Origin of the sequence: Roseateles sp. L2-2 (genome assembly GCF_050613215.1) — a bacterium.
GTDB classification, from domain to species: Bacteria; Pseudomonadota; Gammaproteobacteria; order Burkholderiales; family Burkholderiaceae_C; genus Roseateles; species Roseateles noduli.
On sequence record NZ_CP192509.1, the window covers coordinates 4,947,891 to 4,970,546 of the forward strand.

Here is a 22,656-nt window from a genome sequence, read left to right on the forward strand (position 1 = left end):
CTCGCATAGGGGTAAACCAAAGTGGTCAGACCCGCATTCTGAACGGCACAAACAAGCTGGTCGCACTAGCATTGCGACATCACGACGACACCTCGCACGGAGACTGCCATGGCACGTCAAGCCACTGACCTGATGGCGCAGTACGCCGCCTACCACCGCGACCGCCGCAACATCGCCACGCACTTCGTCGGCATCCCGCTGATCGTCTTCGCGATCGGCGTCCTGCTGGCGCGCGCGCAATTCCACATCGCCGACTGGACCGTCTCCGCCGCCTGGGTGGTCTGGGGCGCCGCGACGATCTGGTACCTGACACGCGGCAACCTGGTCCTGGGCCTGGCCACCGCCGTCGTCAACGCGGTGCTGATGGCCCTGGCGCATCCGCTTGCCGAAGGCTCCGTCGGCGGCTGGCTCGCCTGGGGCCTGGGCAGCTTCATCGTCGGCTGGATCATCCAGTTCGTCGGCCACTACTACGAGGGTCGCAAACCCGCCTTCGTCGACGATCTGATCGGATTGCTCGTGGGTCCGATGTTCGTCGTCGGCGAAGCGCTCTTCGCCATGGGCTGGGGCCGCGACCTGCTCGCAGAGATCGAACGCCGCGCCGGTCCCACCCATCTGCGCGATCTGACCCACCCCGCCTGAGCCTCGCAGCATCACGACCTCGCTCTTTTGGGGGTCGGGTCTTGATGGGGCTTGCGGTGCGCCGCCAAGGCGCTTATCTTGGACCTCCGGATCCGTCGGCGATGGGCAGCGACCTCGCGACGATCTGGCCAGGATCTCGTCAGGACTTCGCCAGCATTTCGCCAGGAGGCCCCATGAAACCGGTGTCCGAACTCTTGAAGAACCGCGGCCCCAGCGTCTGGCGCATCACGCCGGAAGCGACGGTGTTCGATGCGCTGCACCTGCTGGCGCAGCACGACGTCGGCGCGCTGCTGGTGATGGAGGGCGAGCGGCTGCTCGGCATCTTCTCGGAGCGCGACTACACCCGCAAGATCGCGCTGCAGGGCAGAGATTCGCGCAACACGCAGGTCAAGGAGGTCATGACGGCCAACGTGTTCGTCGTGAAGCCCAACACCGAATGCCGCGAGTGCATGAGCCTGATGAGCCAGCGCAAGATCCGCCACCTGCCGGTGGTCGAAGGGTCCACCGTCGTGGGCATGCTGTCGATCAGAGACCTGATGGACAACATCATTGCGGACGATGAACTGACGATCGCCCAACTCCAGAGCTACATCTACGGCTGAGGGCGGATCGCCCTAACCACCCCAGAACTGCAAGGCGCGGTCGGCGCCTGCCTTGGCACCGCGTTGCTTGGACGGCTTGTCCGTCGGCGCCGGCGTGCCCATCGCGATCCAACCGAGCAGCGTCTCGCCCGGCTCGCAGAACGCGGCGATCAATCCCGGATCGCGCGCCTTCGCTCCGCTCAGCATCTTGCCGCCGAAGCCGAGCGCCTGCGCGGCGTTCAGGAAGTTCGTCAGCGCCCCGCCCACGCAGGCCCACTGCTCGTGTGCGGGCACCTGCGGATGCCCCATGTCCAGCCGCGCCACGACCGCCACCGTCACCGGCGGACGCAACGCGCGCTCCTCGTCCATGGCGAGCCCGTCCGCGTCCTTGCCCGCACGGCGCGCGGCCTCGGCGAAGAGCGCCGCCATCGAACGTTTCGCCTCGCCGCGCACGACCTTGAAACGGAACGGCACCAACCCCGCGTGGTCCGGCGCGTGCAGCGCCGCCTCGACCATCAGACGCAATTGCTCGTCATCGGGACCGGGTTCGATCAGGTATTTCGGTCCGACCGAAGCGCGTGCGAGCAGCAGCTTCAGGGCGTCGTCGTTCATGGCGGTTCTCTTCATCGATTCAACTTCCGGCGCGCCGCGTAGGAACAGGCGTCGACCAGCATCACCAGCGCCAGCATCGCCAGCAGCACGGTGCAAGTCTCGCGCATCTGGAACAGGCTGAGGTGCAGGCTCAGCATCTGGCCGAGCCCCCCGGCCCCGACCACGCCCAGCACCGTCGCGGCGCGGATGTTGTTCTCCCAGCGGTAGAGCGTGTAGCTGAGCAGTTGCGGCGCCGCCTGCGGCAGCGTGGCGAACGCGAACACCTGCCAGCGCGACGCGCCGGCCCAGCGCAGGGCCTGGGCGGTCTGCGGCGGCGCGTTCTCCAGCGCCTCGGCCATCAGGCGGCCCAGCACGCCCGTCGTGTGCAGCGCCAGCGCCAGCGTGCCCGGCATGGGCCCCAGGCCCGCCGCGACCAGCAGGATCGCCGCCCAGACCAGTTCGGGGACGCTGCGCAGCACATTCAGCAGCAGGCGCGAGGCCGCCCGCAACAGCCCCGGCGGCCGGCTGGCCAGCAGCGCGATCGCAAGGCCCGCCACCGCCGCCAGCCCGCTGCCCAGCGCCGACATCGCCAAGGTTTCCAGCGCCCCTTGTCCGACGCGCGAGAGAAACGCCGGCGCCAGCTGCGGCGGGAAGAACTCCGCGATGAAGCGGCCCATCTGCGCCAGCGCCCCCGCGCCGAGCAGTTCCCCCCAGCGCAGCGGCAGGGTCGCGAAGCTCGCGACCAGCAGCGCGAGCAGGCCGACCAGCAGCCCGCGCACGCCCCACCTCGCCGGCGGTCGACCCGCAGGCCGGGACGACTCCGCGCCCTGCCCCGCCTCGCGCGCCGGACGCAGCCAGGCGCTGATCCGGTCCGCCATCGCCACGAGCACAACGAACACCAGCAGGATGGTCGCGACCTCCGAGCCCGCGAACATCTTGGTCGCGTTGTCCAGTTGCTGGCCGAGTCCGCCGGCGCCGACGAACCCCAGCACCACCGAGGACCGGATCGCGCATTCCCAGCGGTACACCGTGTAGCTCACCAGTTCGTCGGCGCAGCCGGGCAGCGTGCCGAAGAGCAGCGCCTGCAGGCGTCCGGCGCCGCCGCGCAGCAGCGCCTGCGTGGGCGCGGCGTCGGCGCTCTCCAGGATCTCGGCGTAGACTTTTCCGAGCATGCCGCCGTAGGACAGCGCGATCGCCAGCACGCCCGCGCCTGGCCCCAGGCCGATCACCCGCACCAGCATCAGCGCCCAGACCAGTTCCGGCACCGAGCGCAGCACGATCAGCACCAGGCGCACGATGCCGCGCAGCGCCGCCGGCACCGGACCCATGCGGCCCGCCACCGCGGACACGGACAGCCGCGCCGTCGCCAGCAGCGCCAGCGGCACGGCGATCACCCACGCGAGCGCCAGGCCCACCGTCGCCATCGCCACCGTGCGCCAGGTGTCGGCGGCCAGCATCGTCAGGAACTCGGCATCGACGCGCGGCGTCAGGAATTGCGCGCCGAAGCGCATCGTGGCGCGCAGGCTGCGCTCGTCGAGCAGTTCCCAGGGCCGGAACTCACACCAGACCAGCAGCGGCCAGAGCAGCACGAGCAGCGCGACGGCCAGCGCCAGACGTCGCGAAGCGGCCGGATCCCGCCGCCAGGGCGCGCCGGCGGTCGCCGAGGCCGCCGACGACGCCGACGCGCCGTTGGCCAAGGCGACGCCGCGCGTGCCCTGCGGTCCGCCCGCGCTCATCGGCACATCGCCTGAGGAGGCGTCGCCGGCAGCGGCAATTCGTCGACCATCGGCGGCTCGTCGAGCAGGTCCGCGTAGATCTCGTCGAGTTGCCGGGCACCCAGTCCCCGCGGCGGGCCGTCGTAGACGAGGCGGCCCTCGCGCAGCGCGATCACGCGCGGGAACAGCCGGCACGCCAGCTCGACCTGGTGCAGGCTGCACACCAGCGTCCGGTCCTGTGCGCGGGCGCTGTCCTTCAGCACCTCCAGCACCCGTTGCGCGCGCTGCGGATCCAGCGCCGACAGCGGCTCGTCGGCGAGCCACAGTCGCGCCTTCGACACCAGCAGCCGTGCGACCGCGACACGCTGGCGCTCGCCGCCGGACAACTGGTCGACGCGCGACCAGAGCCGGTCGCCGAGTTCCAGCCGGTCCAGCGCCTCGAACGCGAGCCGCGCCTGCGCCTCGGTCGGGCTGAACAGCATGCGCAGCGTCTGTCCCATCGAGGCGCCGGGCAACTGCCCGGCCAGCACCGCGGTGACCACGCGCTGGCGCGGCGGCAGCGGCGGATGCTGCGGCGCCAGCATCAGCTCGCGCCGCAACCGGTGACGGTCGCGCGACGACAGCCCCCAGGCGTCCTCGCCCGCCAGCCGCAGCGTGCCCGCGACCGGCGCCAGCGCCAACGCCAGCGCATGCAGCAGCGAGGTCTTGCCCGCGCCCGACGCGCCGATCAGCGCGACCTGTTCGCCGGTCTCGATGCGCAGCGACAGCGGCTCGATCAGCGTGCGCGTCCCGGCCCTCAGATGCAGACCGTCCAGTTCCAGCAGACGCATCCCGATCGCCTCAGTTCATTTCAACAGACCGGCATTTTCGGCTGCGGCCTTGATGCGCTGATAGTTTTCCACCCGCGTCGGCACGAATTTCGTCGAGCGCTGCAGATCGAGGATCTCCTTCTCGTCCGGCTTCGTCGCATCGAGCTTCAGGAAAGCGGTCTTGATCCGCTCGCGGGTCGCCGCGGGCATGTCGGCGTGGACGCTCCAGCTGGTGTCGTAGTACGGCGGCGTCGTGAAGAACTCTGTGACGACGGCGGTGTCGACCTTCTTCTCGGTCACGAGCCGCTCCCAGATGTAGATGTTCAAGGCGCCGGCGTCGGCCCTGCCGCCGAGCACGGCGGACACCACCGCGTCGTGCCCGCTGGCGTAGAGCACGCGCGTCAGGTCGGCCTCCGGCCTGATCCGGGCGTTGAGCAGCGCCGCGCGCGGCATCAGGTGACCCGATGTCGACGACCCGGGCCCGAAGCTGATGGAGCGGCCCTTCAGGTCCTCGAGCCGTTTGATGCCGGAGCCCGCCCGGGTGATGAAGACGGAGCGGTACTCCCCATCCGACTCGCGCTGGACCAGCGGGACGATCCTGCCGCCGGTCCGGGCGTTGGCCAGCACGAAGGTGAACCCGCCGACCAGCGCGAGGTCGATTTTCTTGTGGACGAGTCCGTCGACGACCGCGTCGTAGTCGAGCACGGGCACCCATTCGACCCGCATGTCGAGCTTCGTCTCCAGGTACCGACCCAGCGGTCCGAAGCGGCGAGTCACCTCGGCGGGTGACTCGCCGGGAATGGCGGTGACGCGCAGCACCTTCAAGGGCTGCGCGATCGCGGGCCCGGCGCTGCCCGTCGCGATCAGCGTCGCCGCGACGACGCCGACCGCGCCCGACCACGCGCGCCGGACACTGCGGGTGATTCCGGTCCTGAAGCTCGACATGGCGCTCTCCCGTCCCCTCACTTGAGCAGGCCCGCGCTCTCGGCCGCGGCCTTGATGCCGTTGTAGTTCTCGACCCGCGTCGGCACGAACTTCGTCGCGCGCTGCAGATCGAGGATGTCCTTGTCCTCCGGCCTCGACGCGTCGAGCTTCAGGAACGCGGTCCTGATCGCGTCCCGGGTCTCGGCCGGCATGGCGGCGTGCACGCTCCAGTTGGTGTCGTAGAAAGGCGGCGTGGTGAAGAAGATCCTGACGGACTTCGCGTCCACCTTCCTGTCTTCGATCAGCCTCTCCCACGCGTAGAGATGCAGCACGCCGGCGTCCACCTTGCCCGAGATCACCGCCGCGGCCGTGGCGTCATGCCCACCGGAATAGCTCACCTGCCGGAGATCCCGCTCGGGATCGATCTTCGCGGCCAGCAGCGACGCCCGCGGCATCAGGTGCCCGGACGTCGACGAGACGGGACCGAAGATGAACGTCCGCCCCCGCAGCTGCTCCAGGCGCCGGATGCCGCTGTGCGGTTGCGTGATGAAGACGGAGCGGTAGTTGGCGTCCCCGTCGCGCTGGACCAGCGGGACGATCTTCCCGCCCGTGCGCGCATTGGCCAGGACGAAGGTGAAGCCGCCGAGCAGCGCGAGATCGATCTTCCTGTGGGCCACGCCGTCGACGACGGCTTCGTAGTCGACGGTGGGCACCCACTCGACCTTCATGTCGAGTTCCCGCTCCAGGTACCGGCCGAGCGGCGCGAACCGCCTGGCGAGCTCGGCGGGCGAACCGGCGGGAATCGCGGTCACGCGCAGCACTTCCCGGGTCTGCGCCCGCACCGGTTCCGGCATGACGATCGCAAGACCCGTCGCGATGCCCGTCGCGATGCTCGTTGCAATGGCCGTCGCGAAGAGCGACGCAGCGACCCGCGCCCGCATCGCACGTCCGATTCGTCGCCAGGAGTCGGGCATGGCAGCCTCCGTTCAACTCACTTCAGCAGACCCGCATTTTCCGCCGCGGCCTTGATGCCGGCATAGTTTTCCGGCTGCGTGGGCACGAAACGTGTCGCGCGTTGCAGGTCCAGGATCTCCTTGCCTTCCGGCGAGGACGCGTTGAGCTTCAGGAACGCGGTCTTGAGCTTTTCCTTCGTCGCCGCCGGCATGTCGGCATGGACGCTCCAGTTGTAGTCGTAGTACGGCGGGGTCGTGAAGAAGACCTTGACGGCCGAGGTATCGACCTTCTTCTCGGCGATCAACTTTTCCCAGACGGAGATGTTGAGCGCGCCCGCGTCGACCTTGCCCGAGGCCACGGCGGCGACGGTCGCGTCGTGCGCGCCGGAGAAGGAGATGCGCTTGAGGTCCGCGTCGGGGTTGATCTTCGCGGCCAGCAGGAACGAGCGCGGCATCAGGTGGCCCGAGGTCGACGAGGCGGAGCCGAAGCTGAGCGTCTTGCCCTTGAGGTCCTCGAGCTTGGTGATGCCCGACTTCGCGTCGGTGATGAAGACGGAGCGGAACTTCTCGTCCTCCTCGCGCTGGACCAGTGGGACGATCTTGCCGCCCGAGCGCACGTTGGCCTGCACGAAGGTGAAGCCGCCGAACCAGGCCAGGTCGATCTTCTTGTTGACGACCGCCTCGACGGCGGCGGCGTAGTCGGTGACGGGCGTCCACTCGACCTTCACGCCGAGTTCCTTCTCCAGGTATTTGCCCAGCGGGGCGAACTTGCGGGCGAGTTCGGTCGGCGATTCGTCGGGGATGGCGGTCACGCGCAGCACGGGCAGCGGCTGCGCCGTCGCGGGTGCCGAGAGGCCCGAGGCGATCAACGAGGCGGCGACGATTCCCTGCAGCGCACGGCTGACTTGTCGGAAGAGGCTAGGCATCGGGGGCTCCGGTGAAGGGTGGGGAAGGAACTCTGGAAAATTGGCGGAGAGACATGGGAGTCGAACCCACCCGACGGCGCGTGGCGCCGTCCACCGGATTTGAAGTCCGGCCGATCCACCAGGATCGTTGTCTCTCCAGTGATCGTTGCGCGTCGATTGTCGATCGCCGCGCATTCATGCAGTCTCGGCGGCATGGCCGAGGATCGCGCCGCCGCCCTCATGATCGTCGATGAACAGCCGGCTGTCGGTCCGCAGCCGGTGCGCGTCGCCGACGCGCCGCAACACGCCGAGCTTGTCGAAGAATTCCAGCACCTGGATCGCGCGCTTGCGGCCGAGGCCGCTGCGGTCGCGGAAGGTCCCGGCCGTCACATCGCCGCCGACGGCCGAGGCCCGCGCGATGCGCGCCAGCTCCTGGACGGCCGCGGGCGCATAGTAGAGATCCTTGACGACCTGGAACAGTTCGCCCCGCTGCGACAGCCGTGCCAGCGTCGTGCGCACCAGCGCCTCGGGCTCGTGCGCGTCCTTGGCCAGATCGCGCGCCCAGGCGCCTTCGAATCCAGCGGCCAGCAGCCGCGGCATCACCTTCTGCGCGAGGCGTTCGTCCAGCGCCGACAGCTGGACGCCGTGCGCCGGGAGATGCGCGGACGCGCCGCTGATCGCGACCTGCCCGCCGGCGGCCATCCGGCGCACGAGCGCGTGCCAGAGCGGCTCCGCCATGCGCGGCGCGGCGAGCCGCCGCCAGCGCGCGAGGTCGGGACCGAGTTCCTCGGCCTGGTCCTCGTGGTACCGCGCCAGACGGGCGAGCGCGACGCCCTCCCACAGCGTTGTCTGCGAAGCGCCGAGCGCCCAGGCCGGACCGTCGGCGCCGGGCACGACGGTCGAAGCCCCGGCCGCCGCGAGGAGCGCCTCACGCGCGTCGCGGGCCACGCCCTGCCCGGCAGCGAAGCGCGCCAGGTCCACGCCCATCGGCGCCTGCGCGAGCAGGCCTGCGAGCCGCGTGGCCGGCGCATCGGCCGTCAGCGCGACGAGCTCCGCCAGCCGCTGCGGCGTGCGGCGATAGCGCGCCGGCGCTTGTGGATCAAGCACCACGCCGCCGGCCAGCGCGCGCGTCGCGGCGGCATCGCGCAGCACCACGCGATCGCCGGCCCACGCGCCGACCGGTCGATGCAGCACGAGCTGCACCAAGCCCTCCTCGCCCGGTTGCAGCGCTTCAGCCGCTACCGCAAGACTCGTTCCCCCGGACCGCTCCGCTTCAGCCCCCGCCACAAGACTTACTCCCTCTCCCGCTTGCGGGAGAGGGCAGGGGTGAGGGCCAGCGGCCTGCGCCGTACCGAAGCGTCCGAGCACCGCCACCGACCCGGTGACCGCTTCGGCGCCGACATGCACATGCACCGGCAGGCCGCTGCGCAGCGCCCTGCTCTCCTCGGCCGACCACCGCAAACGCGCGTCGATCCGATCCGTCCACTGCGCGATCTCCGGTGCGGCCAGCCACTGGCCGCGCTCGACCTCGTCCTTCTCCAGCCCGGCCAGGCCGATGGCGACGCGTTGTCCGGCGCGGGCGCGTTCCGCCGGCTCATTCTGCGCATGCAGGCTACGCACCCGTCCGCGCCGCGGCGACTGGCCGGGCGCCGGCGGCAACAGCAGAAGCTCGTCGCCGATCGCCACCTCGCCCGCGTGCGCGGTGCCGGTGCAGACGGTGCCGACGCCGGCGAGGCTGAACACGCGATCCACCGCCAGCCGGAACCCGCGTCCGCCGACCCCGCGCGGCGGCAACGCCTTCGCTTCGGCGATCAGGTGCTCGCGCAACTCGCGCACGCCCTCGCCCGTCGTCGCGGCGACCTCGAACACCGCCGCGTCCGCCAACGGCGTGCCGGCCACCAGCGCTCGGACCTCCTCGCGCCGCTGCGCGCGCAATGCCGCCTCGACGCGGTCGCACTTGGTCAGCGCGATCGTCCCGCGCGCGATCCCGAGCAGCGTCAGCAGCGCCAGGTGCTCGCGCGTCTGCGGCATCACGCCGTCGTCGGCGGCGACCAGCAGCAGCGCGTGATCGATGCCGGTCGCCCCCGACAGCATCGTGTGCACGAGGCGCTCGTGACCCGGCACGTCGACGAAGCCGATCCGCCCGCCTTCATTGGCACCCGCTCCTGCATCCATGAACGCATACCCGAGCGCGATGCTGATGCCGCGCCGCTTCTCCTCGGGCAGCCGGTCGGTGTCGACGCCGGTGAGCGCCTTCACCAGCGTCGTCTTGCCGTGGTCGATGTGTCCGGCGGTTCCGACGATCACGCGAGCTGCTCCTTCAGCAGCGCGAGCTGCTCGACGAAGTCAGGCTCCTCGCGCGCCTCGTCCAGGCAGCGGAGATCCATCCACAGCTCGTCGGCCTGCACCCGCGCGATCACCGGCAGCGGCAGCGCGCGCAGCGCCGTGAGCAGCTCGTCGAGCGCGCGGCCGATGCCGCGCTTGCCCGGCAGCCGCGGCGTCAGCACCAGCCCCGCCGACGGCAGCGTCTCCACCGGGAGCGAGCCCGAGCCGATCTGTCCCAGCATCGCGCTCACCCGCGCGTCGAAGCGCGGCGCCACGGCGTCTTCCACGCGCGCCAGCAGCCGTTCCGCCTGCGCCTCGATCTGACCGACCGGTCGCGTCAGCAGGCGCAGCGTCGGCAGATCCTGCGTCAGCCGGTCCGGCTGGAGGTAGAGCCGCAGCGTCGCCTCCAGCGCCGCCAGCGGCAGCTTGGACAGCCGCAACGCGCGCTTCATCGGGAACTTGCGGATCTTCTGCACCAGGTCCTTGCGGCCGACGATGAGCCCGGCTTGCGGCCCGCCCAGCAGCTTGTCGCCGCTGAAGGTCACGACGTCGCAACCGTCGGCCAGCATCGCCTGCGGGAGCGGCTCGGCCGGCAGTCCCCACTGCGCCAGATCGACCAGCGATCCGCTGCCGAGGTCCGTCATCAGCGGCACGCCCGCAGCTTTCGCGACTGGGGCGAGTTCGGCCTCGCTCACCGACGACGTGAACCCCTGGATCGCGTAGTTGCTGGTGTGCACCTTCATCAGCAGCGCGGTGTCCGGACCGATCGCGGCCTGGTAGTCCCGCAGGTGCGTGCGGTTGGTCGTGCCGACTTCCACCAGCCGCGCGCCCGCCGCCGCCATCACGTCGGGCATGCGGAACGCGCCGCCGATCTCGACCAGCTCGCCGCGCGAGACCACGGCCTCCTTCCCGCCCGCCAGCGCGGCGATGCCCAGCAGCACCGCGGCGGCGTTGTTGTTGACGACCGTCGCCGCCTCGGCGCCGGTGATCTCGCACAACAGCGATTCGACGAGGCTGTCGCGGTCGCCGCGCTCACCGCGCGCGAGGTCGAATTCCAGGTTGTTGGGCGAGCTCATGCAGGTGAGCACATGACGCAAGGCCTCGTCGGCGAGCAGCGCGCGACCCAGGTTGGTGTGCAGCACCGTGCCGGTGAGGTTGATCACGCGGCGCATGCGCGGCGCGAGGCGCTCGACGCACTGGCGTTCGAGTTCGGCCGGCAGGTGATGGAGGTTATCCACCGTCAGCGTGCCGGCCAACGCGCGCTCGCGCGAGGTTTCCAGCAGGTGTCGGGCCTGCGCCGCGACGAAGGCGTGACCGTGCCGCGCCATCAGGTGCGTCACCGCCGGATCGCGCAACAGGCGATCGACGGAGGGGAGGTCCTTCGGGGCCGCGACCGGATCGGAACTTCTGACCGGGGAGCCTGCCGTCGGACCATGAACCATGGATGCCTCGGGCTTCATGCTCAGTGTCCTCCGGGATCCGGTGGAGAGGCGTCCGCCTCGCCGAGGATCAGCAGCGGATTGAAGCCCTGCCGCACCAGCCCCAGTTCACCGACGAGCAGGTCCAGCGTCAGGCTTGCCAGATCGTCGGCCAGCGGCTCGACCTGGAGGTCCTTTTCCATGTGGACCTGCTTGAGGTAGTGCCCGCAGGTCTCGCAGCACTCGGCGGCGACGGCTTCGGACTTCTTGCCGTCGGCGTCGACGAGGCTCTGGAAGGTGATGCCCTTGGTGCCCTGGCAGTGCGTGCACTTGATGCGCACGTAGTGCCACTGCGAACCGCACAGCGAGCAGGCCAGGAAGCGCTGCCCCGACTGCTCCGCCGCGATGCGCGTGATCGAGGCCACCGGCCGCGAGCCGCAGCACGGGCAGACGGTGGGGTCGTCGATCATGCCGAAGGGCGCGACGTGCTCGCCCTGGTCGCTCTCGTCGTAGCGCGCCTGCAGCCGCACCACCAGCCGCGCCCAGTACACCTGCAGCGCCGCGGCGATCAGCGGCGCCGCCGCCGGGTCCAGGCCCGGCGCGCCGCCGGCGAGCAGCGCGCCCGCCTGCTGTTCCAGCCAGGCGTCGTCCGCCTCGCCGAGCTGCGTCACCAGCTGCTTCGCCGGATCGGGAATGGCGGCCTTGCCCATCGCGCCCAACAGCGCGCGGAGTTCCTCGCGCCACACCGCATCGCGCGGGAAGGTCGCCACATCCAGCGGCGGCAGCCCGCCCACCATCGCGCCGTTGATCAGCACCTCGTCGGGCAGGCGCATCGCGTCGGTCCGCTTGAAACGCTCATGCTGCGCCTGCGCCAGCTCGGCCACGAACAGCAGGTAGTCCCGCATCGCATGCCCCTGGGCCAGCTGCCTCAGGCGCACGGCGCGCTCGGCGAAGAGGCCGGGTTCCGGCACCTTCACCGGCGCGGCGCGCGCGCCGGCGTTGACCGCGATCTCTTCCGGGGTCATGACCCGGATGGGGCTGGAAGACGTCATGCGCGAGGCCGCTCCTTCACTTCCTTGTGCCACAGCGGATGATGGTGTGCGGCCCAGGTATCGGTGACCGTACCACGGGTCATCGCCCGGAACGAGCCCTTGACCCAGATGGCCGCGTAAACGTGGATGATGATCGTCAGGATCAGGATGGCCGCCGAGGCCGCATGCAGCAGCACCGCGATGCGGCGCATCAGGATGTTGCCCTCGGGGAACCAGGCGTGCCAGAACATGAAGCCGGTGACCAGCAGGATGGTCAGCGTCACCACCATCACCCAGAAGACGATCTTCTGCCCGGCGTTGTACTTGGCCGCGGGCTGGACGCCAGCCTTGCCGGCGCCGGTGATCATGTCGGGGCTCTGGCGCATCCACTGCGAATCGGCGTCTATCCAGAGGTTGTCCCGCCACATCCGCACCGCGAGGAACGCGAAGGCGATGACCATGCCCAGTCCCATGTAAGGATGCAGCACGCGCGTCCACGGTCCGCCGCCGAAGAGGTTGCTGAGGAAGAAGAGACTGGGGTGGAAGAAGGCCAGGCCCGAGAGCCCGGCGCACAGGAACAGCAGCACGATGAGCCAGTGGTTGAGCCGCTGGCTGTCGCGATAGCGTTGCAGCAACATGAGGATCTCCCGGTGGGTCAGAGGCCGCCGCTGGGCGGGGTGTAGCTCGAACGCCTCGGTGCGTCACCCGGCGGGCCGTCGGGGCCCTCGCCCCGCTTGGCGCGCTCGTAGGCGAGCTCCTCCTCGGGATCGGGCTCGTCGTGCTCCGTCTTCTGCGGACCGACCTTCATGTAGTGGAAGAAGCCGGCCACCGCCGCGCCAACCATCGCGGCCACCGCCAGCGGCTTGGCCGCCCCCTTCCACAACGACACGAACGGACTGATCTGCGGGTCCTTGGGCAGCCCGTGATAGAGCCCCGGCTGGTCCGCATGCTGCAGCACGTACATCACGTGCGTGCCGCCGACGCCCTGCGGGTCGTAGACGCCGGCATTCGTGTAGCCGCGCTCCTTCAGGTCGACGATGCGCTCGGACGCGAACTCATGCATGTCCTCCTTCGAACCGAAACGGATCGCGCCGGTCGGGCAAGCCTTCACGCACGCGGGCTCCAGGCCGACGCCCACGCGGTCCGAGCACAGGCTGCACTTGTAGGCCTTGTTGTCGGCCTTGCTGATGCGCGGCACGTCGAACGGACAGCCCGTCACGCAGTTGCCGCAGCCCACGCAGTGCTCCGAGATGAAGTCGACGATGCCGTTCTGGTACTTCACGATCGCGCCGGGCGCGGGACAGGCCTTCAGGCAGCCCGGGTCGTCGCAGTGCATGCAGCCGTCCTTGCGGATCAGCCATTCGAGCTTGTTCTCGACGACCTCCACTTCGGAGAAACGCATCACCGTCCACGACTGCGGGGTCAGGTCGCGCGGGTTGTCGTAGGTGCCATGGGTCTCGCCGACGTCGTCGCGCAGGTCGTTCCACTGCATGCAGGCGACCTGGCAGGCCTTGCAGCCGATGCACGAGGAGACGTCGATCAGCTTCGCGACTTCCGTCGTCGTGCGCCGCGCGTCGGGGCTGGGCAGCGTCGTCGCGGAGCGCTTGGCGATGTCGAGGGATTGCAATGAAGACATGGCGTTTCCTCAAGCCTTCTCGATGTTGACGGTGAAGCTCTTGAACTCGGGCGTCTGGGTGTTCGCGTCCCCGACGAACGGGGTGAGCGTGTTCACCAGGTACCCGGGCTTGGCCACACCGACGAAGCCCCAGTGGTTCGGCAGGCCCACGGTGTGGACCCGCTTGCCGCCGACATCGAGCGACGCCACGCGCTTGGTCACCACCGCCACGGCCTTGATGAAGCCGCGGTTGGAGCTGACCTTCACCTGGTCGCCGTTGGCGATCCCCTTGTCCTTCGCGAGTTCCTCGCCGATCTCCACGAACTGCTGCGGCTGGATGATGGCGCTGGTGCGGACGTTCTTGGTCCAGTAGTGGAAGTGCTCGGTGAGCCGATAGCTCGTGGCCACGTAGGGGAACTTGTCCGGCTTGCCGAAGGCCTCCCGGTCGGCCTTGAACACCCGGCCGGCCGGGTTGTTCATGGCCTTGGGATTGTTCGGGTGCATCGGGTTGACCGTCAGCGGCGACTCGAAGGGCTCGTAATGCTCGGGCAGCGGGCCGTCGACCATGCCGCTGGGCGCGAACAGCCGCGCCACGCCCTCGGCGGTCATGATGAAGGGCCGCACCGCATCCTCGTCGTTGGGATTGGCGTCGGGCCGGATGTCCGGCACGTCGGAGCCGCCCCACTTGTCGGTGTAGCTGATCAGGCGCCGCTTCGGATTCCACGGCTTGCCGCTCGGGTCGCAGGACGCGGCGTTGTAGAGCACGCGCCGGTTCGCCGGCCAGGCCCAGGCCCAGTTCAGCGTCTGGCCGATGCCCCACGGATCGCTGTTGTCGCGCCGCGCCATCTGGTTGCCCGCCTGCGTCCACGCACCCGCATAGATCCAGCAGCCGCTGGACGTGCTGCCGTCATCGCGCAGCAGGCCGAAGCCCGACAACTGCTCGCCGGCCTTCTGCAGCACCTTGGTCGGATCCTTCGGATCGGTCACGTCGGCGAGCGCCTTGCCGTTGTATTCCATGGCCAGCTCCTCGGCGGAGGGGCTGCGCGGAATCTTGTAGGGCCAGGTCAGGTTAACGATCGGATCGGGGAACGCGCCGCCGTCCTTCTGGTAGAGCGCGCGCAGTCTCAGGAAGATCTCCGCGATGATCTCCGCGTCGCCCTTGGCCTCGCCCGGAGGCTCGGCGCCCTTCCAGTGCCACTGCAGCCAGCGCCCGGAGTTGGTCAGCGAGCCGTCCTCCTCCGCGAAGCAGGTGCTCGGGAAGCGGAACACCACCGTCTGGATCTCCTCCGTCTTCACGTCGTTGTGCTCGCCGTAGTTCTTCCAGAACTCGGCGGTCTCCGTGTTGAGCGGATCGATGATGGCGAGGAACTTCAGCTTGGACAGGCTCTCGACCACCTTCTTCTTGTTGGGGAAGGAGCCCACCGGGTTGAAGCCCTGGCAGACGTAGCCGTTGACCTTGCCCTGGTGCATCAGGTCGAAGGCCTGCAGCACGTCGTAGCCCTTGTCCCACTTCGGCAGGTAGTGGTAGGCCCAGTCGTTCTCCTTGGTCGCGGCCTTGCCCCACCACGCCTTCTGCTGGCTGACGAAGAACTTCGGATAGTTCTGCCAGAAGCTCATCTGGTTGGGACGCAGCGGCTTGAGCGCCTTGGTCTTGTAGTACGTCTCGAGGTCCTGCTCCGAGTCCCTGGGCAGCGTCATGTAACCCGTCAGCGAGGTCGACAGCAGGCCCAGGTCGGTGAGGCCCTGGATGTTGCTGTGGCCGCGCAGCGCGTTCATGCCGCCGCCGGGCTGTCCGATGTTGCCCAGCAGCAGCTGGACCAGCGCGCCGGTGCGGATGATCTGCGAGCCCTGGCTGTGCTGCGTCCAGCCCAGCGCGTACATGATCGTCATCACCTTGCCGGGGACCGAGGTCTCGGCGATCTGCCGGCAGATCTCGACGAACTTGTCCTTGGGCGTGCCGGTGATCTCGCTGACCTTCTCCGGCGTATAGCGCGAGTAATGGGTCTTCATGACGTTGAGCACGCAGCGCGGATGCTGCATCGTCATGTCGACCTTCGCGAAGCCCTTCTCGTCCATCTCGTAGGCCCACGACGCGTTGCTGTAGGCACGCTTGGCCTCGTCGTAGCCGGAGAAGATCCCGTCCTCGAACTTGTAGCCCTCACCGACGATGAAGGGCGCGTTCGTGTAGTGCCGGACGTACTCGGTCTGGATCTTGTTGTTGCTCAACAGGTAGTTGATCACCCCGCCCAGGAAGGCGATGTCGGACCCCGCGCGGATCGGCGCGTAGTAGTCGCTCATCGCGGCCGAGCGCGTGAAGCGCGGATCGACGACGATCAGCCGCGCCTTGTTGTGGTGCTTGGCCTCGATCACCCACTTGAAGCCGCAGGGATGCGCCTCGGCGGCATTGCCGCCCATGATCAGCACGAGATCGGCGTTCTTGATGTCCACCCAGTGGTTGGTCATCGCGCCGCGTCCGAACGTCGGGGCCAGACTGGCCACCGTCGGTCCGTGTCAAACGCGCGCCTGGTTGTCGAACGCCAGCATCCCCGTCGAGCGCATCGCCTTGTGGGTGATGTAGCCCGATTCGTTCGAGGACGCGGAAGCGCAGATCATGCCGGTCGAGAGCCAGCGGTTGACAGGCTTGCCGTCGGCGTTGGTCGCGATGAAGTTGGCGTCGCGGTCAGCCTTGAGCAGCTTGACGAAGCGGTCCATCGCCTCGTCCCAGCTGACACGCTTCCACTCCTTGGCGCCCGCCTCGCGGATCTCCGGATACTTCAGCCGGTTGGGGCTGTGCACGAAGTCCAGCAGGCCCGCACCCTTCGGGCACAAGGTGCCGCGATTGACCGGATGATCGGGGTCGCCCTCGATGTGGATGATCTCAGCGGTGACGTTCTTCGCCTTGTCCCCGAGCGAGTACATGATGATCCCGCAACCCACCGAGCAATAGGGGCAGGTGTTGCGGGTCTCGGTCGCCCGGGCAAGCTTGAACTGGCGCGTCTCGGCCAGTGCGGCAGTCGGAGAGAACCCCAACGCCACGAGGCTGGAACCCATCACGGCCGCCCCGCTCACCCGGAAGAAGTGCCTCCGGTTCATGTCCATCTTTGTGCCTCCTGGGTTCGGCTCCCGGCAAAGCAGGGACCGACCTGGGTGAAACGCACGACCGTCACGCGGCCCGTTCGAGCATTTCGGCACAAAGCTCCCGCTTTGTCCAATGAGGAGTCACCCTCTCACGAGAGGAAGAACCGCAGCGCGCACCGGACTTGACGATGGCTTTCCCTGGGCCGCGTTGTTGTGCGGTGCAACGAACGGAGCGCTGGCGGCTGGTGGCCCGCATGCGGGTGAGCGAGCGATCCGCCGGGCAGGCCGGTGCCCCTCTCCGCTCAATCTCCTCCTCGCCGCTCGGAATTCGCTCCGAGGGGCACCGGCCTGCCCGGCTCTCGTTGCAGTGCAGCACTGCGACGAAGACGATGGAGGCGGGTCGGAGGGGGTCAGGTGTTTTTCGAGATGGTGATCGTCGGGAATTTCGACGAGTAATCCTTCGCCTGGCCGGCCAGCTTCACGGCGACCTTGCGCGCGATCTGCTTGTAAGCCTGCGCGTGCGGGCCGTCAGGCTCGGCCACGACCGTGGGCTTGCCGCTGTCAGCCTGCTCGCGGATCGACAGGGCCAGCGGCAGCGAGCCGAGCAGCTCCTGGCTGTACTGGTCCGCCATGCGCTGACCGCCGCCACTGCCGAAGATGTGCTCGGCGTGACCGCAGTGGCTGCAGATGTGGATGGCCATGTTCTCGACGATGCCCAGGATCGGCACGCCGACCTTCTCGAACATCTTCAGACCCTTCTTCGCATCGATCAGCGCGATGTCCTGCGGCGTCGTCACGATGATGGAACCACTCACCGGCACGCGCTGCGACAAGGTCAGCTGGATGTCGCCGGTGCCCGGGGGCATGTCGATCACCAGGTAGTCCAGATCGCGCCAACGCGTCTGGCGCAGCAACTGCTCCAGCGCCTGCGTGGCCATCGGGCCGCGCCAGACCATCGCCTGGTCGTCCTCGACCAGGAAACCGATCGACATCAGCTGCAGGCCGTGCGATTCCAGCGGCTCCATCGTCTGGCCATCGGTGCTCTCGGGACGACCGCTGATGCCCAGCATCAGCGGCAGGCTGGGACCGTAGATGTCGGCATCGAGCAGCCCGACCGTCGCGCCTTCGGCCGACAGCGCCAGCGCCAGGTTGGCCGCGGTCGTGCTCTTGCCGACGCCGCCCTTGCCGGACGCCACCGCGATGATGTTCTTCACCCCGGGCAGCAGTTGCACGCCGCGCTGGACGGCATGTGCGGTGATCTTCGTGGTCACGCCGACACTGACGTTGCCCACGCCCGGTACCGAGCGCGCGGCCTCGACCAGCGCCGCGCGCAGCGCGTCGATCTGGCTCGCGGCCGGGTAGCCCAGTTCGACCTCGAAGCTGACCGCATCGCCCTGCACCTTCAGCTGGCGCAGTTGCTTCGTGGAGACGAAGTCGCGGCCGGTGTTGGGGTCGACGACCTGTTGCAGGGCCTGCAGCAGCGTGGTTTCTTGGATCTGGGACATGTCGGGGAAGGCAGGTGGCAGTCTGAGGAATCTGGCGGGCAGTCTAGCCGAGCGGACAAGACCCGATATCTGCGGGCGTTTGACCGCACCGGCCCGGAAAGAACCCGATGGGCGTCCGATAAGGCGCCGTCGAGTTTCGGCGCGCCAATGACAAAAGGGGTTGCAGCACTGCTGCAACCCCTTTTATTTGGTGGGCCCTGAAGGATTCGAACCTTCGACCAACGGATTAAGAGTCCGCTGCTCTACCAACTGAGCTAAGAGCCCGAAATTCTTTTCGTTCCTCAAGTTTCTGCTGAAACTTGCGAAGCCGAGATTATGTCAGATATTTTGATCTCGTCACACCAGATCCTCTCTGACATCGTTTCGCCGTCCGTGAATCGCACGCAACACCTCGCGCCGTTTCACTCTGACGATCCGACAAGGATCGGTGGTGGGCCCTGAAGGATTCGAACCTTCGACCAACGGATTAAGAGTCCGCTGCTCTACCAACTGAGCTAAGAGCCCCCGAGAAAATCAACTGCCAGTCATTCCACTGACAGCCATCTGAAGCGATGGTGGGTCGTGCAGGATTCGAACCTGCGACCAACGGATTAAAAGTCCGCTGCTCTACCGACTGAGCTAACGACCCGAAGCCTGCTTCAAGCAGTGAACTGCAATGAAGACCAAGTTGCCTTGACCTCCTCTGCATCGCTTCGAGGTGTTTGCCCCTCAGCAGAGCCTCACATTATAGGACGGTTTTTTGCGACCGCGCAAGCGCCTTCAAATATCGCGTCACCAGTTCGGCGGCCGCCGTCATGCCGAAGCCGGCAGTGACCGCCACGCTTGAGCCATAGCCGTGGCAATTGAGGTTGCCGTCGATGTCGCAGGCCTCGACGCCCTCGGGCCGCGTCACCGGTTCGCGCGAGAACACGCAGGTCACGCCCATCTTGCCGTCGCGCGGCGCCGCGTGGAACTTGCGCAGCCGCTGACGCAGGCTCGCGAGCAGCGGATCGTGCGTGGTCTCGGACAGGTCCAGGATTTCCACGGCTTGCGGACGGTGCTTGCCGCCCGCGGCGCCGATGCAGATCTGCGGCAGCTTCAGCGCCCTCGCCCACGCGGCGATCTGCGCCTTCGCGCGGACCTGGTCGCAGGCGTCAACGATGCCGTCGACCTGCACGTCACCCAGCAATGACGGCCAGTTCTGCTCGTCGACGAAGTCCTCGATGGTGACGACCTCGCAGCCCGGGTGGATGTCGGCGATGCGCTGCTTGAGCGCTTCCGCCTTGGCCATGCCCAGCGTGCTGCCGAGCGCCTGCACCTGGCGGTTGATGTTGGATTCGGCCACGTGGTCGAGATCGACCAGCACCAGCCGGGCGACGCCCATGCGCGCCAGCGCCTCGACGACCCAGGAGCCCACGCCGCCCAGGCCCACGACGCAGAAACGCGCCGCGCGCAGCCGCGCGTAGTCCCGGTCGCCGTGCAGACGGCGCAGACCGCCGAAGCGGCGCTCCGCGTCCGCTTCCAGATCGAGGGGGCCGTGCCCGGTCTCCAGACTCAAGATCGTTGCGCGCCGGAGCGCGTCCTCAGCAGGTCAGCAGGTCACAGCGGACGAATCAGCGCAGGCCGGCCGCGCGTTCCTTGGCGGCCTTCGCGGCCTCGCTGCCGGGATAGGCCTTCTGCAGGTCTTCCAGGGTCTTGCGGGCGCTCTTGGTGTCCTTGAGCTCGATCTGGCAGTTCGCGATGGCCAGCAGGCTCTCGGCCGCGCGCGGGTGGTCCGGGTTCGCGGCGACGAAGGCCTTGAAGGTCGCGATGGCGCCCTTGTAATCGCGCTTGCCGTACTGCGCGTTGCCCAGCCAGAAGCGCACCGAGTCGGAGAAGCCGCTCGCCGGGAAACGCGTCAGGAAGGTCGTGAAGGCGGAGGTCGCCTCATTGAAGTCGCCGCGGCGGATCAGGCCCATCGCGGCATCGAACTGGCGCTTCTCTTCCGGATCGGCCTGGAATTCCTTGCCGTCCAGCGACACCTTCTGCGGCTCCAGCGGGCGCAGCCGGTTGTCGAGGGTGGCCGACTGGTCGGCCACCTTGCGTTGGGTGTCGGACAGGTCGCGGGCCAGCTGTTCGTTCTGGCCGCGCATCTTGGCCAGGTCCGATTTCAGCGCCTCGATCTGTCCGGACAGATCCAGCAGACCGCGTCGCGCGGTCTCGAGCTGGCTCTGCAGTTCCGTGACACGGGCACGCTGCGCGTCGTCGTTCTGCGCCATCTTGGTCCGCAGGTCGAGGATGGCCTTGCGGGCCTCGTCGTCCTCGAACAGCGCCGCCCGTGCGGGGCCGGCGGCGCTCAGCGCCATCAGCACGCCGACCAGCACGGCCTTGGCCGTCGGGGTCGACGCGAACGGGAGGAAACGATCCATACGCAGCATGCTCATGTCACCGGATCACTTGTCGCGCAGTTCGACGCGACGGTTCTTGGCCCAGGCCTCTTCGTTGTGGCCGGTGTCGGTCGGACGTTCCTTGCCGAAGCTCACCGCCTCGACCTGGGTCGACGTCACGCCCAGCAGCGTCAGCGACTTGGCGACGGCTTCCGCGCGCTTCTGGCCCAGGGCCAGGTTGTACTCGCGGCCGCCGCGTTCGTCGGCGTGGCCTTCCAGGCTCAGCTGCAGCGTCTTCTTGTTGTTCAGACGCTTGGCGTGGTTCTCGATCAGGCTTCGGTACTCGTCCTTGACGACGAAGCTGTCGAAGTCGAAGAACACGACGCGCTGGTTGGACACGGCGGCGTCCAGCTGGGCGCCCAGGTCGACGGTCTCGACCTTGCGTTGCGCGTTGGCGTTCGGATCCACGGCCGGGCCGCTCGGGGTCGTCACGACCGGCGCCTTGTTTTCAACCGGAGCCGGTTCATCCAGCTTGGTCGAGCTGCAAGCGGACAGGGCGGCCGCGGCCACCAGGCCAAGCATCAGTTTTTCGAATTTCATGGGCATACGCTCCTAGGAGGTCAAAGCGGGCGAGGAAGTTACGGTCAGGACATGGCGGTGGACAGCGCCGCCGGTGAAGCCGCGGGGGAACAGCAATTGTGAATCATCGGCTAACACATCCGCGAGGCAGGCGTGCCTGCGCGGGGTGTCGGCCGAATCGTCGCGATCACGCCTCGCACGGGACGGGCGAGGCGCGACGCCAACGTAGGCAATCCATGTGCCCGACGTTGCGAAAGCCTTCAGTTTCTCGAACGGAGACAGGCTCGGCATCAGGACCGCTCAGTTGCCAAAGGGGCCCCAGGCGGGTTCCCGGATGTCGGAGGCCCCCGGCGTGTCCAGCCTGGCCTTGACCTTGCCGTCCAGCGTCGTCGTCACCAGCGTGTCGCGGCCGCCGGTGCGGGTCGCATAGACGATGAGCTTGCCGTTGGGCGCGAAGCTGGGGCTCTCGTCATCGCTGGTGTCGGTGATCTGCTGGACCTGGCCGCTGCCGAGGTCCATCACGCACAGCTTGAAGGTGCCGCCGCCGACGCGGGTGATGTAGGCCATCGTGCGGCCGTCGGGACTGATGGCCGGGCTGATGTTGTAGTTGCCGCTGAAGGTGACGCGTTCGGCGCCGCCGCCGCCGGCCGGCGTGCGGTAGATCTGCGGCGCGCCGCCGCGGTCGCTGACGAAGTAGATCTGCGAGCCGTCGGGCGAGAAGGTCGCCTCGGTGTCGATCGCCGAGGTCTGCGTCAGGCGCTTCGCGCCGGAGCCGTCCTTGTTGATCAGGTAGAGCTGCGAGCCGCCTTCGCGCGACAGGGTCACGACCAGCTGCTGCCCGTTGGGCGAGTACGAGGGCGCGCTGTTGCTGCCGCGGAAGTCCGCGACCTTGCGGCGCTTGCCGGTGCGCAGGTCCTGGATCCAGACCACGGCCTTGCGCGACTCGAAGCTCACGTACGCGAGCTCGTTGCCGTCCGGCGACCAGGCCGGCGAGATGATCGCCTCGGGGCTGTTGAGCACGGACTGCGCGCCCAGGCCGTCGGCGTCGGCGACGATCAGCGAGTAGCGCGGACCGGCCTTGTTCACGTAGGCCAGCCGGGTGGCGAAGACGCCGCGCTCGCCGGTGAGCTTCTGGTAGATCGTGTCGGCGATCTTGTGCGCCGACAGGCGCAGGTCGCCGGCGACGACGGGGAGGCTCTCGCTGCCCACGTCCGAGCCCTTGACCACGTCCCAGAGCCGGTAGCGGACGTCGAAGCGGCCGTCGGCCAGACGCGTCGCCGAGCCTGCCGCCAGGGCGTCCGCGGCGCGCGCGCGCCAGTCGACGAACTGCGGCTGGGAGGTCTCGCTCATGCCGGCCTGGCCGGGCACGATGCTGAACTGGCCGCTGCGCTCCAGGTCGGCGCGGATGATCGCCGCCAGGGGCTGGCCGGTGGCCGATTCGTTGTTGAAGTCGCTGATCGCGATCGGCAGCCGCGTGGCGCCGACGCCGGCGATCTCGACCCGGAACTGCGCCAGCGAGGGCATCGCCAGTCCGGCGGCCAGGCCCCCGAGCAGTCCACGGCGCGTCAACGCACTGATGCCGGCGGGAAGAAGAGCGGAAGGGGTGGCAATCGTCTTGGTGCTCATCGGCTTGCGGAACGAAT

Annotated in this window: 20 protein-coding genes and 4 tRNA genes; 3 read left to right on the top strand and 21 right to left on the bottom strand. The window is 68.5% G+C overall.

All coding sequences use genetic code 11. From position 1 onward, the window contains the following. Positions 1-108: 108 nt before the first annotated feature. Positions 109-639 carry a DUF962 domain-containing protein gene (locus ACQZ13_RS22075; RefSeq protein ID WP_431048095.1) on the top strand — a complete coding sequence of 177 codons (531 nt, stop codon included), beginning with the start codon at positions 109-111 and terminating at the stop codon, positions 637-639. 173 nt (positions 640-812) lie between these two features. Continuing rightward, positions 813-1,241 carry a CBS domain-containing protein gene (locus tag ACQZ13_RS22080; RefSeq protein WP_431048096.1) on the top strand — a complete coding sequence of 143 codons (429 nt, stop codon included), beginning with the start codon at positions 813-815 and terminating at the stop codon, positions 1,239-1,241. 12 nt (positions 1,242-1,253) lie between these two features. On the opposite strand, the gene ACQZ13_RS22085 is transcribed toward ACQZ13_RS22080, so the two are convergent. Genes ACQZ13_RS22085 through ACQZ13_RS22100 form a run of 4 tightly spaced genes read right to left on the bottom strand, consistent with a single transcriptional unit; the run spans position 1,254 to position 5,202 of the window. After that, complete coding sequence (locus ACQZ13_RS22085) at positions 1,254-1,832, bottom strand: nitroreductase family protein (protein ID WP_431048097.1); 579 nt, start codon at positions 1,830-1,832, stop codon at positions 1,254-1,256. Between the two features lie 11 nt (positions 1,833-1,843). Further along, the gene (gene phnE, locus ACQZ13_RS22090) at positions 1,844-3,547 is read right to left on the bottom strand and encodes a phosphonate ABC transporter, permease protein PhnE (RefSeq protein WP_431048098.1); all 1,704 of its coding nucleotides are present in this window, start codon (positions 3,545-3,547) and stop codon (positions 1,844-1,846) included. Continuing rightward, the gene (locus ACQZ13_RS22095) at positions 3,544-4,356 is read right to left on the bottom strand and encodes a phosphonate ABC transporter ATP-binding protein (RefSeq protein ID WP_431048099.1); all 813 of its coding nucleotides are present in this window, start codon (positions 4,354-4,356) and stop codon (positions 3,544-3,546) included. Before ACQZ13_RS22095 ends, phnE begins: the two co-directional genes overlap by 4 nt. A gap of 15 nt (positions 4,357-4,371) precedes the next feature. Continuing rightward, positions 4,372-5,202 carry a putative selenate ABC transporter substrate-binding protein gene (locus ACQZ13_RS22100; protein ID WP_431053336.1) on the bottom strand — a complete coding sequence of 277 codons (831 nt, stop codon included), beginning with the start codon at positions 5,200-5,202 and terminating at the stop codon, positions 4,372-4,374. Here ACQZ13_RS22100 and ACQZ13_RS22105 point away from each other — a divergent pair. Further along, positions 5,141-5,305 carry a hypothetical protein gene (locus ACQZ13_RS22105; protein ID WP_431053444.1) on the top strand — a complete coding sequence of 55 codons (165 nt, stop codon included), beginning with the start codon at positions 5,141-5,143 and terminating at the stop codon, positions 5,303-5,305. The genes ACQZ13_RS22100 and ACQZ13_RS22105 overlap by 62 nt on opposite strands. Here ACQZ13_RS22105 and ACQZ13_RS22110 read toward each other — a convergent pair. From ACQZ13_RS22110 to tolB, 17 genes are all read right to left on the bottom strand, one after another. Continuing rightward, entirely contained in the window at positions 5,298-6,200 is a 903-nt protein-coding gene (locus ACQZ13_RS22110; protein WP_431053338.1) for a putative selenate ABC transporter substrate-binding protein, read from the bottom strand. The genes ACQZ13_RS22105 and ACQZ13_RS22110 overlap by 8 nt on opposite strands. Positions 6,201-6,250: 50 nt before the next feature. Next, positions 6,251-7,138, bottom strand: coding sequence for a putative selenate ABC transporter substrate-binding protein (locus tag ACQZ13_RS22115; protein WP_431048100.1), 888 nt, complete (start codon positions 7,136-7,138; stop codon positions 6,251-6,253). Positions 7,139-7,179: 41 nt separating this feature from the next. After that, positions 7,180-7,275, bottom strand: a tRNA-Sec gene (locus tag ACQZ13_RS22120). 37 nt (positions 7,276-7,312) lie between these two features. Beyond that, on the bottom strand, positions 7,313-9,424 hold the full coding sequence (selB, locus tag ACQZ13_RS22125) for a selenocysteine-specific translation elongation factor (RefSeq protein ID WP_431048101.1): 2,112 nt from the start codon (positions 9,422-9,424) through the stop codon (positions 7,313-7,315). Then, positions 9,421-10,902, bottom strand: coding sequence for an L-seryl-tRNA(Sec) selenium transferase (selA, locus tag ACQZ13_RS22130; RefSeq protein WP_431048102.1), 1,482 nt, complete (start codon positions 10,900-10,902; stop codon positions 9,421-9,423). Before selA ends, selB begins: the two co-directional genes overlap by 4 nt. A gap of 2 nt (positions 10,903-10,904) precedes the next feature. Next, on the bottom strand, positions 10,905-11,912 hold the full coding sequence (gene fdhE / locus ACQZ13_RS22135; protein WP_431048103.1) for a formate dehydrogenase accessory protein FdhE: 1,008 nt from the start codon (positions 11,910-11,912) through the stop codon (positions 10,905-10,907). Beyond that, positions 11,909-12,529, bottom strand: coding sequence for a formate dehydrogenase subunit gamma (locus tag ACQZ13_RS22140; protein ID WP_431048104.1), 621 nt, complete (start codon positions 12,527-12,529; stop codon positions 11,909-11,911). Before ACQZ13_RS22140 ends, fdhE begins: the two co-directional genes overlap by 4 nt. A gap of 17 nt (positions 12,530-12,546) precedes the next feature. Continuing rightward, positions 12,547-13,527, bottom strand: a complete 981-nt coding sequence (gene fdxH, locus ACQZ13_RS22145) for a formate dehydrogenase subunit beta (protein WP_331617409.1) — start codon at positions 13,525-13,527, stop codon at positions 12,547-12,549. Positions 13,528-13,536: 9 nt separating this feature from the next. After that, positions 13,537-16,605, bottom strand: a complete 3,069-nt coding sequence (fdnG, locus tag ACQZ13_RS22150; RefSeq protein WP_431048105.1) for a formate dehydrogenase-N subunit alpha — start codon at positions 16,603-16,605, stop codon at positions 13,537-13,539. 389 nt (positions 16,606-16,994) lie between these two features. Continuing rightward, positions 16,995-18,089 carry an iron-sulfur cluster carrier protein ApbC gene (gene apbC, locus ACQZ13_RS22155; protein WP_431048106.1) on the bottom strand — a complete coding sequence of 365 codons (1,095 nt, stop codon included), beginning with the start codon at positions 18,087-18,089 and terminating at the stop codon, positions 16,995-16,997. Positions 18,090-18,277: 188 nt separating this feature from the next. Continuing rightward, a tRNA-Lys gene (locus ACQZ13_RS22160) sits at positions 18,278-18,353 on the bottom strand. A gap of 164 nt (positions 18,354-18,517) precedes the next feature. Further along, positions 18,518-18,593, bottom strand: a tRNA-Lys gene (locus ACQZ13_RS22165). A 48-nt stretch (positions 18,594-18,641) separates the two neighbouring features. After that, positions 18,642-18,717, bottom strand: a tRNA-Lys gene (locus tag ACQZ13_RS22170). 96 nt (positions 18,718-18,813) lie between these two features. Further along, on the bottom strand, positions 18,814-19,626 hold the full coding sequence (locus ACQZ13_RS22175) for a tRNA threonylcarbamoyladenosine dehydratase (protein ID WP_431048107.1): 813 nt from the start codon (positions 19,624-19,626) through the stop codon (positions 18,814-18,816). Positions 19,627-19,681: 55 nt separating this feature from the next. Continuing rightward, positions 19,682-20,485, bottom strand: coding sequence for a tol-pal system protein YbgF (gene ybgF, locus ACQZ13_RS22180; protein ID WP_431053340.1), 804 nt, complete (start codon positions 20,483-20,485; stop codon positions 19,682-19,684). 15 nt (positions 20,486-20,500) lie between these two features. Continuing rightward, complete coding sequence (gene pal, locus ACQZ13_RS22185; protein ID WP_431048108.1) at positions 20,501-21,034, bottom strand: peptidoglycan-associated lipoprotein Pal; 534 nt, start codon at positions 21,032-21,034, stop codon at positions 20,501-20,503. 279 nt (positions 21,035-21,313) lie between these two features. Next, positions 21,314-22,639, bottom strand: coding sequence for a Tol-Pal system beta propeller repeat protein TolB (gene tolB / locus ACQZ13_RS22190; RefSeq protein ID WP_431048109.1), 1,326 nt, complete (start codon positions 22,637-22,639; stop codon positions 21,314-21,316). Positions 22,640-22,656 lie beyond the last annotated feature (17 nt).